At 57.7% G+C, this 12,253-nt stretch carries 16 protein-coding genes; 11 read left to right on the forward strand and 5 right to left on the reverse strand.

Features of this window, described 5'->3' with window-relative positions:
• Both QQL24_RS36140 and QQL24_RS36145 read left to right on the forward strand, forming a co-directional pair.
• On the forward strand, positions 1-475 hold a 475-nt coding region (locus QQL24_RS36140; protein WP_284317172.1), incomplete at its 5' end, for a GDP-mannose 4,6-dehydratase.
• Positions 476-529: 54 nt separating this feature from the next.
• A complete protein-coding gene (locus QQL24_RS36145; RefSeq protein ID WP_284317173.1) occupies positions 530-1,237 on the forward strand; it encodes an IS6 family transposase in 708 nt (235 codons plus the stop codon).
• A 71-nt stretch (positions 1,238-1,308) separates the two neighbouring features.
• Here the strand turns inward: QQL24_RS36145 and QQL24_RS36150 are convergent, their stop codons facing one another.
• Positions 1,309-1,563 carry a DUF1344 domain-containing protein gene (locus QQL24_RS36150; RefSeq protein ID WP_284317174.1) on the reverse strand — a complete coding sequence of 85 codons (255 nt, stop codon included), beginning with the start codon at positions 1,561-1,563 and terminating at the stop codon, positions 1,309-1,311.
• A gap of 862 nt (positions 1,564-2,425) precedes the next feature.
• Between QQL24_RS36150 and QQL24_RS36155 the strand changes: the two genes are divergently transcribed.
• The 3 genes from QQL24_RS36155 to QQL24_RS36165 all read left to right on the forward strand — a co-directional run bounded on the left by QQL24_RS36155 (position 2,426) and on the right by QQL24_RS36165 (position 3,895).
• Positions 2,426-2,863: a hypothetical protein gene (locus QQL24_RS36155; RefSeq protein ID WP_284317175.1), complete on the forward strand. Its 438-nt coding sequence runs from the start codon at positions 2,426-2,428 to the stop codon at positions 2,861-2,863.
• Complete coding sequence (locus QQL24_RS36160; protein ID WP_284317176.1) at positions 2,860-3,048, forward strand: hypothetical protein; 189 nt, start codon at positions 2,860-2,862, stop codon at positions 3,046-3,048. The genes QQL24_RS36155 and QQL24_RS36160 overlap by 4 nt, the downstream gene beginning before the upstream one ends.
• 268 nt (positions 3,049-3,316) lie before the next feature.
• Positions 3,317-3,895 carry a hypothetical protein gene (locus QQL24_RS36165; protein WP_284317177.1) on the forward strand — a complete coding sequence of 193 codons (579 nt, stop codon included), beginning with the start codon at positions 3,317-3,319 and terminating at the stop codon, positions 3,893-3,895.
• A gap of 258 nt (positions 3,896-4,153) precedes the next feature.
• On the opposite strand, the gene QQL24_RS36170 is transcribed toward QQL24_RS36165, so the two are convergent.
• Positions 4,154-4,363, reverse strand: coding sequence for a cold-shock protein (locus QQL24_RS36170; RefSeq protein WP_284317178.1), 210 nt, complete (start codon positions 4,361-4,363; stop codon positions 4,154-4,156).
• An 869-nt stretch (positions 4,364-5,232) separates the two neighbouring features.
• Between QQL24_RS36170 and QQL24_RS36175 the strand changes: the two genes are divergently transcribed.
• The 6 genes from QQL24_RS36175 (at position 5,233) to QQL24_RS36200 (ending at position 9,165) form a co-directional block, all read left to right on the forward strand.
• Positions 5,233-5,901 carry a response regulator gene (locus QQL24_RS36175; RefSeq protein WP_284317179.1) on the forward strand — a complete coding sequence of 223 codons (669 nt, stop codon included), beginning with the start codon at positions 5,233-5,235 and terminating at the stop codon, positions 5,899-5,901.
• A complete protein-coding gene (locus QQL24_RS36180) occupies positions 5,898-7,253 on the forward strand; it encodes an ATP-binding protein (RefSeq protein WP_284317180.1) in 1,356 nt (451 codons plus the stop codon). The genes QQL24_RS36175 and QQL24_RS36180 overlap by 4 nt, the downstream gene beginning before the upstream one ends.
• A 63-nt stretch (positions 7,254-7,316) precedes the next feature.
• The gene (locus QQL24_RS36185) at positions 7,317-8,117 is read left to right on the forward strand and encodes a COG4705 family protein (protein ID WP_284317181.1); all 801 of its coding nucleotides are present in this window, start codon (positions 7,317-7,319) and stop codon (positions 8,115-8,117) included.
• 46 nt (positions 8,118-8,163) lie between these two features.
• Positions 8,164-8,424 carry a hypothetical protein gene (locus tag QQL24_RS36190; protein WP_284317182.1) on the forward strand — a complete coding sequence of 87 codons (261 nt, stop codon included), beginning with the start codon at positions 8,164-8,166 and terminating at the stop codon, positions 8,422-8,424.
• A 49-nt stretch (positions 8,425-8,473) separates the two neighbouring features.
• Entirely contained in the window at positions 8,474-8,875 is a 402-nt protein-coding gene (locus QQL24_RS36195; RefSeq protein WP_284317183.1) for a hypothetical protein, read from the forward strand.
• Between the two features lie 98 nt (positions 8,876-8,973).
• On the forward strand, positions 8,974-9,165 hold the full coding sequence (locus QQL24_RS36200; RefSeq protein ID WP_284317184.1) for a hypothetical protein: 192 nt from the start codon (positions 8,974-8,976) through the stop codon (positions 9,163-9,165).
• Between the two features lie 75 nt (positions 9,166-9,240).
• On the opposite strand, the gene QQL24_RS36205 is transcribed toward QQL24_RS36200, so the two are convergent.
• The 3 genes from QQL24_RS36205 to QQL24_RS36215 all read right to left on the reverse strand — a co-directional run.
• Positions 9,241-9,789, reverse strand: a complete 549-nt coding sequence (locus QQL24_RS36205) for a protein-tyrosine phosphatase family protein (protein WP_284317185.1) — start codon at positions 9,787-9,789, stop codon at positions 9,241-9,243.
• Positions 9,790-9,903: 114 nt separating this feature from the next.
• Complete coding sequence (locus QQL24_RS36210; RefSeq protein ID WP_284317186.1) at positions 9,904-11,316, reverse strand: AcvB/VirJ family lysyl-phosphatidylglycerol hydrolase; 1,413 nt, start codon at positions 11,314-11,316, stop codon at positions 9,904-9,906.
• Between the two features lie 639 nt (positions 11,317-11,955).
• Positions 11,956-12,253: protein-L-isoaspartate O-methyltransferase family protein (locus tag QQL24_RS36215; RefSeq protein WP_431310721.1), on the reverse strand; the 298-nt coding region annotated here is incomplete at its 5' end.

Here is a 12,253-nt window from a genome sequence, read left to right on the forward strand (position 1 = left end):
ATTCGTGACGCGCAAGATCAGCATCGGCGCGGCCCGCATCCGTCTCGGCCTGCAGCCGAGCATCACGCTGGGCAATCTCGACGCCAGGCGCGATTGGGGCTTCGCGGGCGAGTTCGTCGACGGCATGTGGCGCATGCTGCAGGCGGAGGAGCCCAACACCTTCGTGCTCGCCACCGGCGTGACCACCAAGGTGCGCGACTTCGCCACCCAGGCCTTCGCGGCCGCCGATATCCATCTCGATTGGGCGGGCAGCGGCGACGACGAAGTGGGCCGCTGCCGGGAAACGGGGCGCACGATCGTTCAGATCGATCCAGCCTTGCGTCGTCCGTCCGAGGTGGACATGCTGCTCGGCAGTCCCGCCAAGGCCGGACGCATCCTTGACTGGACGCCGCGGACGACGGTGGGCGAACTCGCGAGCATGATGGTGCAGGCCGATCTCGTTCGCGAAAAGGCGCTGGCCAGCATTGCGCATTGAGGGGCTCTGTCAGAGCAAATTGCCGAAGGTGGAGGGGTAAGGTAGGGAGCGAGGATGTCGCGCCCCAAACCCAATCTGTTTCGCTATTTCAATTCGTCGCCGGAGGTGATCCGCCTCGCGGTAATGATGTACGTTCGCTACCCCTTGTCATTGAGGAATGTGGAGGATCTGCTGCATGAACGGGGCATCGACATCTGCCATGAGACGGTGAGGTTTTGGTGGAACCGCTTCGGTCCGTTGTTCGCCGGCCAAATCCGCAAAAGGAGGGTGAGGGCTGGAAATTTCAGCCGCTGGCGCTGGCACGTCGATGAGGTTTTCGTGAAGGTCAACGGCGAGCTCCACTATCTTTGGCGGGCCGTCGATCACGAGGGCGAGGTGTTGGAGTTCTACGTCAGTAAGACGCGGGACAAAGCAGGTGCCTTGAAGTTCCTCAAGAAAGCCATGAAGCGCTACGGCCGTCCCGAGATCATCGTCACCGACGGCTTGCGCTCCTACGGTGCGGCCATGCGGGAGAGCGGCAACCGCAAACGCCGGGAAGTGGGCCAGTGGAAGAACAATCGGGCCGAGAATTCCCACCAGCCGTTTCGACGACGAGAAACAGCGATGCTCAAATTCCGCAGGACGAAGACGCTGCAAAAATTCGCTGCCGTCCATGGTCAGATCCACAACCATTTTAATTCAGAGCGCCACCTCGTCAGCCAACAAATCCACAAACAGAGACGCTCGGCCCCCCTGGCCGAGTGGCGGACCGTCGCAGCCTAAACCGAGCTTCGGTCTGACCTCCGTGCATCTGGCAGAGACAACTTAGGGTTAGTCTGACAACACCGCCGGCACTACTTCACGACGTGGATCTTGGAAGCCCTCAGCCGAGGGCCCGTTCCGGAATAAGTGACATCGACCGTTTCCCCTACTTTGAGGGTCTCTGCTTCTATGCCTTCTGGAAGCGTAAACACCTTGCCGTCGCTCAAGGTGATCGCATCAGTTTTTGGATCAATCTTCGTGATTTTGCCGGAGACACTCGCAGCACTGGCAACGCCCGCCGCAGCAATCAATGTAGCTCCTGCAATCAGAAACTTGATGGTACGCATGTTTCAACTCCTCATCTCATTGCACCGCCAGAGCGTTCCAGCAGTGGAAGTCACGAAGATATGCATCCATTTTCTCTTTATACAACAGATACTTAAGTTATTTTTTTAGCCATCATCCGCCGCTAATTTTGAAGCTTTAATACCGTATGAACAGGACTTCGGTCGCGCTGAAGCGCTCTCTCCAATTTTTCTCGGGGTAGGTAGCCTGCCGCCTCGACCGCATGTGGGCGGACGACGGTGGGGCCCTGCGCCGGGTAGGTATAGGCCGCAACAGCGGACTTGGCGGTCAGGTTGCCGGAATTGTCAAAGCCATAGCTCCAGGCATCGGTCGGCGCACCGCTCGACGCGGCGATGGCATCGATGCGCCCGTTCGGCCCGCACGTGCAGCCCAGTAAAAACAGCGTGGTGCCGCCATTCTCGGTGAGCAGGGTTTTGAGCCAGCCCCGCGTGGAGGCAAAGGCGCCGGTATCTCAAGATCAAGTTCCACGACCTGGTATGAACCCCTCCGCCTGCATTGGGTACGGGAGTTCTTCTACCGAAAAAGGCACGGCCCAGGCAGTCTGGATAGTGCTACTGGCATTGGAGCCTAGGGAGTGGATGGTGGTCCGCTGCCAGGCCCAGCGAGGTGCCGCCTTCGCGGTGCAGCTCCATCCGCAGCGCCCTTACTCACCGCTCAAATACAAAACGCTCCCCAGCCCAAGGACCGCCCCTCGCACCTAACCATCATCAAATAATTCGCGCATAGGTTTTCGCGCAGGACGTTTATTCCCCCAGCTAAGTCCGGATCTGCTTGCGCGTTTTCTCAGAGCCTCGAAAGCGCGGCGGTTTGCAAGATAGTCACACAACATCGGAGACCCCTGACATGGACAACTATGCTGGAATGATCCCCTGGGACGCCGCAATCGCAGACGCCGATCTCGACCTCACGCTCGCCGATCTCCAAGGCGGTGAACCTGACGAGACCGACGCGATCGAGACGATCGGCGGCCAGCAAGAAAAGGTCGAGGCTTGCGACGATACGGCCGCTAAGCCGCCCAATACACCTAAGGAGCGCAAGGCTGCGTTCGGCCCGCCTGTTCACGGCGAACTGTCCACGTTCGCCGCCGAAGCCTTCGTGCTGTCACCGGACGAAGCCCCGGCCGACCTCGAAGTGAACGAGGCGTCCGTGATCGGCACGCGCCCGACCCTGAAGAAGGTGGCCGTGACGTTCAAGAACGTGATCACCGCTCTCGCCGCGGGCTGCACGCCTTCGACCCTCGTCATCAACGCCTACAACGTTCTGAAAGCGAAAGGCCTATGACCCCCCTAGATCTGGTCGCGGATCTCAACGCTGAGGACTACCCTCAAGGCATGGCGATTAGCCAAGCGGGGCAGACCATGCAGTTGCTCCTAGTGCTGAAGATCGCCAATCGCTCAGGCTCAAGCCTGGCGGTCACGACCGACTCCGAGTTCGCAAGCAAGCTCCACGCTCTCCTCGTGGCGTAACCACCCCCCTTCCTCTGTGTCGGCGTCTCCGGGCACCGGCACGAACTTGAATAACGACCTATGCCCAAATCCCCATGTGACTTTGACCTCAGCGGCATAATCGACGTCACCGCAGCCAATGCTGAAGTGACCGGAGGCAAGATGGACAGCTTCGAATGTGAGCGCCTCTCCATTCCGTTGGAGGATGACTACAAGCTCAATCAGGCGACCCCTTCACCTCGGCCGCATTCGCCACGTGCTGGCTCGACGGCCCAGTCGAGGAGACGGAATGATGAAGGAATACCTTTTCGACGCCAAGCTGTTCGCCGCCCTGCGCGTCGAAGCAACCAGTGAGGCGGCGGCGCGCAAGCTCCTTGAGAAGACCCTGGCCGCCGCCTCCGTGTACTACAGGGATTCCCGCGGGAAGCTCCAAAAGGCCGAGGCGTCGCTTGCCGGTGATCTCGACCTGGTGGAGGAAGACGCAGCTCCTGAAGCTCCCGCGCCGAAGAAATACACGGTTCGCGCGATAGTGACGGCCCGCGTCGCCGGTTACACCACGATCACTGCCCTCTCCGACGAGGATGCGATCAAGAAGGCCGGGGCGCTCGACCCTTCGGAGGTCGGCTACGAGATCGACGAAGATTTCATGGTTGAGGGCGACCAGAGCTGCTTCCTGGAGTCGGAAGAGCAAGGTGAGAAGCTCGAGGTCGATCTGCGCCCTGTGGGTGAACCGTACTCCTGGGACTGCGTGAACCTGGTGAAGGACCTGGCGAACCTTGCCGATTTCCAGGAGGAGGCAAAGAGCGCGCGGCTGCTGATCGAGTACGCCAAGCGGGCAAAAGGCCTGCTAAAGACGACGTCGGCGTGATTTGATACAGGTTCCTTGGCTCTGGCTTGGTTGCTGACAAGTCCCGGGCGGCCAGTAGAGACGCAGCGCTCAGGGTTGACTTAGGCAAGAGGCTCCAGACTACGCCAAAACGGAAGGCCTACTTCAAACTGGCCCGACAGCCCTGTGGTGGCATCGGCTTCGCCAGCTTCCATCTCCGGCCAGGGGTGCTGGCAGAGCGTACTACCCTGCGAGGCGCATTTTGGCTTTGGGCCAGGCCTTGCCGCCGGTCACCTGCTTTCAACTCGGCTTGAGATTGTCTGCTGACGATTTGCCTGTCCGCCGGTCGGCTACAAGCTCGTAGGAGATCTTTTGGCCTTCCCGCAAATCGCGCAGCCCGGCTCGCTCGACAGCGCTGATGTGGACAAACACATCGCCCCCACCGCTGTCGGGCTGTATGAACCCAAAGCCCTTAGTCGAATTGAACCACTTCACCGTACCGATAGGCATTCTACACCTCCTCGAAACAACAATATTAGCCAGCAATTTCTGGCCGATAATCTTGAGTGAAGGCCTCGGGCAAACTCAAGCCATATTCGCCTTGACTGGATGAGATTCTGTGTCCAGTTCGGTTTCATTTTCACCGTGGAGCCCGAAGCAGGTGACAATCTCCGGCCGTCGCAAGACTTCCGTAACATCGAGTGCGGCTGCGACCTCAGATTGAAGAGGATGCAGGCAGACGCGGTGGCCATCAGCCGAGCAGTACCGAAGTATCCAAGCGAGAGATTTATAGGAACGATTGCAGGCTCCATCTGCTCAACCGGCATGGAAAATGTGATCCCAGTTAGTTGGTGTATGGAGTGCGATCGATCTGAGAAATCAAAGGAAATGAATCCGCCGGGTTGTCGATTGTGAACAGGCGAAGCCATAGACGGTGCCCGTCAATCTCGCGAGACAGCTTCTGCGTGCCACACAATGAGCAATAATATAGGTCGCGCCCATCCTGCGACTCAAAGGATGACAAATGCTCCTCTCCTGCTCGCCAGTGCAACCGATCGGAACGAAGCTCGGCCACGCAGCAGATATAGTAGAGCTCAAGACCACTTCGATCATTCGGTGTATAGCCTGAAAGCCGATAATGCACAGACCGGCACATGCAGCTTCCAAATAGAATCATAGAACTCTCACTTGAAAATAGCACCCCGGCTAATGTCTTAGGCCGGGCGTCCTGCAAGTGATGCTGTAGCCCGGAAATTAGGAGCCGATTAGGGTCGGAACACGATTGTGACGGCGTGCCTCTCATTCCCCGCTAATTCTGAATTGCGATGTTCCCGCAGAGGCTTTGCTCGCATTACGCGTCACTTTGGCTGAATGCTCTCATGCGAATTCTGGTGGTCGAAGACGATCCGATGATCGGTCCGGCTCTTCTTATCGCATTGCGGCAGGCCGCTCTGGCGGCTGATTTGGTCCGCAATGCCGACGATGGCGAGGAGGCTCTCGCCAACCACGAGTATGCACTCGTCCTGCTGGATATTGGCCTCCCGGGAAGGGACGGCCTAACGTTGCTAAGCGGAATTCGCGCGCGCAAGCAAAGCGTGCCGGTTCTCATCATCACAGCGCGGGATGGCCTTGATGAGCGTGTGGCGGGTCTCGATTCCGGCGCCGACGACTATATCGTCAAACCCTTCGAAATGAAGGAACTGCTTGCCCGCATGCGCGTCGCTGCCCGGCGCCGCCCGTCGAACGACCTCACCGCCACCATGGCGATCGGAGACCTGTCTCTCAACCTGCATAATCGCGAGGCGACCTATCGGGGTGAAACCCAACAGCTTTCCGCGAAGGAGTTTTCAGTCTTCGAAGCCTTAATGCGGCGTCCGGGCGGCATTCTCTCTCGCGCGCAGTTGGAAGAGCAAGTTTATGGTTGGGGCGAGGAAGTCGAAAGCAATGCCGTCGACGTGCTGATCCACTATATCCGACGCAAGTTCGGCAAGGACATCATCCAGAACGTGCGCGGATTGGGCTGGCGTATCGACAAGGCATCCCCTTGACCTCTATTCGCAAAGTTGCGTTCCTGTGGATCTTTGTGCTCCTGCTGCTCGTAGGTCTCGGAGGGGCAGCAGCCGCATACCTTACCGCAATCGACGAGACTGACGAGCTCCTCGACCAGCAGCTCAAGCAAATAGCTCGCTATGTGGGCGACAACCCACCTCCCGCACTCTCACCTCCCCACGACAGCGACTATGATCCGGAGGACGACTTCCTCGTCCAAGTCTGGGATGCGTCTGGCACCGCGATGGGTACATCCGACACAGGGCTCACGATTCCGCGCGAGCCGAAGAAGGGCTTTTCGACTCATGAGTTCGGCGCCGAGGGCTGGCGGACCTATACCGACATTTCCTCGCTGCGGATCGTGCAGATCTCGCAACGCATCGCCGTGAGAAAAGAACTGGCCGCAAATGCCGCGCTACGCACCGCGGCACCCATCGCCATACTGCTACCTCTGTCCTGGCTGGTGCTCGGCTTCCTGGTCGACCGGATGATCCGCCGCCTCGACCGGATCACTCATTCCGTCACCAAGCGCAACGAGAATGACCGTGTGCCCATCTCTCTTGCAGGCGTTCCCATCGAAATCGCTCCATTGGTCGAGGCGGTGAATGATCTCGTCGCCCGTCTGTACAATGCTGTTGATCGGCAGCGTCGTTTCCTTTCGGATGCCGCTCACGAGTTGAGAACGCCGCTGACAGCCCTTTCCCTTCAAGCTGGCAACATCCGCGGGGCAATCGGTCGGAAGGAAATCGACGAGCGCGTCGGCGATGTCGAAGCCGGCATCCGCCGCGCATCAAATGTCGTGGACCAACTGCTCAAACTGGCGCGTCTCGATAGCGGTTCGAAGAGCGACCCGCGCAGAGAAATCCGTCTTGCGGCGATCGTTCGAGAGTGCATTGTAGTCTTAGCACCTATAGCCGACAGCAAGAATATTCGTTTGGTCGAGTCCTTGGATGAGGCTGCGCGAGCGACCGCGACCATCGGCGACATCAAGACTGTGATCTCAAACATCCTCGACAATGCCGTGAAATATACCACTCCCGGTGGTCGTATCGATGTGAAAGTTGCCGACGACAATGGTTGCGGCCTTCTGACGATTTGCGACACCGGGCCGGGCATTCCTCCCCATCTCATCGGCCGCGTCTTCGAGCGCTTCTTTCGCGCTTCCGGACAGGAGATCGAAGGAGCCGGACTGGGATTAGCGATTTGCAAATCGATCTCGGATCGCAATGGCATGATGATCGAGCTTCGCAACCGAACGGACACCCGAGGCCTCTGCTGCAGCCTCTACTTTTCACGCGCAGACGTTCAAGAAACGACGGTGCCAGGGACCACCACCTTTCGCTCTAACTAACATCTAATAAACGCTTCCTACGATCCTCGAACTAATCAGGCCTCTCCGAGTAGCCAGGATTGCATGGAACATTACAAGATGGATCAGAGCAGAGTTTCGTCAGCCTCTGAAATGTTGAACAAAGTTCCGGAAGTAACGCTATACTTCTGGATTATTAAGATCATGGCGACGACAGTTGGTGAAACGGCAGCGGATCTTCTCGCCGTCCGAATGAACATGGGACTTACGGTAACGTCTGTCGTGATGTCTGTCTTATTTGCGGTTGTGCTGGTATTCCAGCTGCGCGCGAGGCGCTACGTCCCGACGCTTTATTGGCTGACCGTCGTACTTATCAGCATCGTCGGAACTTTGGTTTCCGACAACTTGGTGGACGGGTTTGGAATAAGTCTCGTCACCACATCGATTGCCTTCAGCATCTTTCTGGCGATCGTGTTCGCGGCCTGGTACTCGGTCGAGAAGACGCTCTCCATCCACACCATTGTGACCAGCCGGCGTGAGCGGTTCTATTGGCTGGCTATCCTCTTCACCTTTGCCATGGGCACGTCAGTGGGCGACTTGCTCGCCGAGTCCATTGATCTGGGTTACCTTCAGGCTGCCATCGTCTTCGCCCTCTCCATTGCAGCGGTCGGCGCTCTTTATTACGGGCTGAGGCTTAACGCGGTCTTCTGCTTCTGGGTCGCCTATATCCTAACGCGTCCTCTGGGTGCCTCTATTGGTGACTGGCTGGCCAAACCGGTGATCGCAGATGGCCTCGGACTTGGTACCGTCACGACCAGCGTCATGTTCCTAGCGGTCATCCTCGCCGTCGTCCTCTACCTGACTGTCAGCAAGGCCGACCGCATCGCTCCGAGCGCCGTTGAGTGACTTCGGCCGCCCCCATCTCCATGAACCGTCGATGAAAGGATCACCGATGAAATATGCTCTCAAGATGACCGCCACCCTGGCCGTCGCCCTGGCCTATACAACGAGCCTGGCCTATGCCGATTGCGAAAGCGACATGTTGCAGCTGGAGCAGGCCTTGAATAAACCGGGCCTCACGCCAGAGGCCAAGGCGGCACTCGATAAAGCAACGACCGTGTCTGTGGCGGCCATGAAAAAGGACGACGACGCGACTTGTCATAAGGCGATTGCCGAGGCATTGGCAAAGGCCGGCATCCCGATGACACCCTAACGGTCGAGATCATTCACCATCATTTTTTCATTTGATCAGAGTTTGAAGAATGCGGAAGAGAATCGAAAAATTCGGTAGTGTGCTTGCCCTCTCGCTGACTGTATCTGTCATGCCTGTTGCGGCGATAACAGGAACCCCTGCCTTCGCAAAGCAGCCGGCGGCCGCTGCTTCCCTCGGGAATTTGGCGTCCTTTCAAACCATCGTTGCGGACACACTTGCCGCCGTCAACAAGGGCGACCTAAAGGCGGCGCGTACGAGGATCAAGGACCTCGAAACGGCCTGGGATAAAGCCGAAACGACGCTCAAGCCCAAGAACAAGGCTACCTGGACATATATCGACACTGCGATCGACGAAGCTCTGGCCGCGCTACGCCAGCCCAATCCCCAGGCCACCGACGCGGCCGTTGCGCTAAGCAAACTCGATGCCACCCTGAAGGAATACAGCATCTAGAAAAAACGGCGTGGCCGCTCTTCATGCGGGGTGGCCATGGTCTTTCCTTGTTGCAAATTCTAAGCGAATTTGCATCCGCCAATGTCTGGACTGTTGCGATGAGCAAGACCCGCGAACACCTCGTCCAGCCGGCTTTTACCATCGGCCTTTTGAGCATCACGCTGAGTGTGGCGATGTTTCTCTTCGACCTTGGAATGGTCGACGAATTCGATGCCATCCAAATAATTGCGCCCGCCTTTCTCTACGCCTTCTCTCTTTGGCTATGGGGGCGTCGGGGATTAGGGCCGTGAAACGGCCAGCATTGCCCGCCATCGTCGTGGTTCTCCCTGCAGCGCCGCCTCACCTTTCAGACAAGCGCCAACCCTTCAGCTCTTCTCCTCTACCTGCTCCCAGCTCACTTCCATCGCATAGGTACCTGACAGGTAGGGAATGCCGAAATGACCATACATGATCGATAGCTGATCTTCTGCATCCTCCTCGTCAGCTCCGTGTAATCTGCGAAGATAGATCGCAGCTGCCAGCCCACTGCGATCAGCTTCCGCCTGGCAATGTATGAGTAACGGCTTGGGCGCGTCATGCATGCGCTTGATCAGCTCGTCGGCCGTGTCGGTGGGCAACAAGCGATTGGCCGACATTTTGAAGTCATAATGTGCGATTCCAAGCTCTTTGGCTGCAACTATCTCTCGCTTATACCAAGCGGCATAAGGGTTGGCACCCCTTAGATTGATGATCGATTTTAGTACATGGGCCGTAGCGTAATAGCTCAACTGGGAATCGCTGAGTTGCGCCGACCGATAGGCCTCACTGGCCACCACCTCATGCAGGTTGCCACGGAGATACGCGCTGCCTGCGTAGGAGCCGGCGCACAACAGGACCGCTCCGAGGGCCGCTCCAGTAAGCGTCAAATAGGACATCACCATCATCCCTACGCGGGAAGGCCTGGGCGGGCGAGAGTTCGCGGTTTTGCGCATTGTTATCACCTTCCTCGAGGGTTGGAGCAGGCGGTTACACTTGTGGCTGGGGTGGATCTACTTCGATAGGCGACGGAGGATTGCCTGGGCGATCGGAATATAATTGCCGTCGAAATGGTGGCCGCCTGGCCGCTCAATGAGCGTTGCGCCCCGCATGACCTTAAGCAGGCAACCGCTTTCGCCGGCCTGCTTTTCGTCTGCGCCGTAGAAGCACAGGACCTTCTCATGCGGCAGAGAAGCTGCAGCAGGTCCGACCGCCATATCGCTGGCGGACTGCCAGCCGAGATAGCCGGAGACAGAGATCTGGAAGCTTGCCTTGGGATCGAGACTCAGCATCGCGATCAGATCGACATTGTTCTGAGTTGAATGGGATATGGTGTTCCAGGCGAAGGGCAGGACGCCGGCACCGATTGAAAAGCCTACCAGCGCCACGCGTTTCACACCCCATTTGGTCCTGTAGGTCGCGATCAGTTTCTCGAGATCGGAACCGACCTTTCCAGGTGACTTTTGCTGCCAGAAATAGCGCAAGCTATCGACGCCAAGGACGGCGACGCCGTTGAGGTTGAGATATTCAGAGATCTTCTTGTCAATGTCACGCCAACCGCCATCCCCCGAATAGAAGATCACTAGCGTCCGGGCGCTGACCGCTGGAAGTTCCTCGACTGGAATTTGATCCTGTCCGCTTGCGTCCGCGGACAAGGCCTGGACAGTCATATCGGCAATCATCTCGGCCTGGTCCGATGCGCCCCCGCTATCCGAAAGTCCGATTACGGTTGAGTTGGGTGCGAACTCGCGAATTTGAGCTGACTGGCCGCTATTTCCAAACGCCAACCAGTTCGGCGGGGATCTCGGTAGCGCGCTATAACGAAAGCCGACTGGCATAGCTGTGAAGGGCGCGCCGGCACAGAACGGCTCGTGTGTGGCATACTCTGCCTTGAAACCGACACTGACGGTTGGGCCGATAGTATTCGGAGGGGACTGGGCGGCCGCAATATAGGCAAGTCCACTGCCCGTACCGAGCCCGATCACCACTGGCCAATGATAGTGACTGTCCCCGACCGCCTTTTGCCCTGCCTGCGAGAAGGTTTCGAGAAGACCGGCCAGATAGACGCATGGCGCATTCGATGACGTTTCGAGCGAGGAGAGTACGGCGTCTACCGGCAGCACAGCCACGGAAAGGTTTCGCGAAAGCAGAGAGGCTCGCATACGCCGAGCACCCACCGCCCGTGGGTCGGCGGCGAGAATGATTGCAAATCCTGAAGTCTCCGTGCTTCGCGGCACAGCGATGGTGACTGGTCCCAATCGTGTGTCGTTAACGGTTACCTTACGAACGGCCGGCGGCACCAAAAGAAAGATAAAGACAGCCAAACAGAGCACCAGCACCGAGGTAATATTAACGCGATTGACCTGGCGAAAACGGTGCACCGGAAACACAGAACGGACCTTGTTCTTTAAAAATTCTATCTCCAATATCGCGCACTCGCATTTAGGAGCCGGCGGATGCGAGGAAACGCTACCTACTAACGCGGGCCGCGCTACGGGGTCATCCGTACGCCTAACTAAGTATCATCATCGAATTATATGCTGATTAGAGTCTGCCAGTGCTGTCGCAGTTAGGTGATTTCACTATGGAATAAAGATGAATGGCTATTCATTTTTGCCGCTACACACGTGTAAACGTAGCGAGAGCGCAAAAGGAGAGAATTGTCAGTAATCGCATTTGCCGCAAAATTGCCTTGAAACTGTAAGGTAGCAGACTCGGCCCAGAAATGGCGCCTATACGGCAATCTGGTGCTTTACCTGCTGCCATTCACCGCGGGCGCGCTATTCCTGGGGTGTGTCTTTCTGAAGGCGCGCGCATTTCGCCAGAGTCTATTTCGCCGATCTGGCTGGTGCGGGTCTTGGAGGACTTGTCACGCTCGCAAGCCTCTACGTGCTCCTGCCAGAAAATCTCCTCCTTGTTCCGCTTGGCCTGTGGTTGCTTGGCAGCCTGCTCTGGATTGCGCTCCGTCCCGGCCGCGCCAGCCTGGCGACCCTCGCTATCGCAGCGCTGTCGGCAATCTTCCTGTCACCCAAAGGATCGCAAATCGCGCTCTCGGCGAAGACGATTTAGTTGCTGTGCGTACCCTTGATCGTTTCACCTTCAAGCTTGGTGAAGGGGACGAAATTGATGATGCCGCCGCCATAGATGTCGGAGCGTGCCACATGGAAGCTGCCATCGGCCTCCTGCTGCTTAACGACTTTCAGAACATGTTGCGCACCCGGCGGGCCGATGGGGATTACCATCATGCCGCCGGGCTTGAGTTGTTTCAGGAGAGGCGGCGGGATGTGGTCGATGCCACAGGTGACGATGATCTTGTCGAAAGGAGCGTTCTCCTCCCAGCCATAATAGCCGTCGGCATTTCGC

Source organism: Labrys miyagiensis (assembly GCF_030160835.1).
In the GTDB taxonomy this organism is placed as follows: Bacteria; Pseudomonadota; Alphaproteobacteria; order Rhizobiales; family Labraceae; genus Labrys; species Labrys miyagiensis.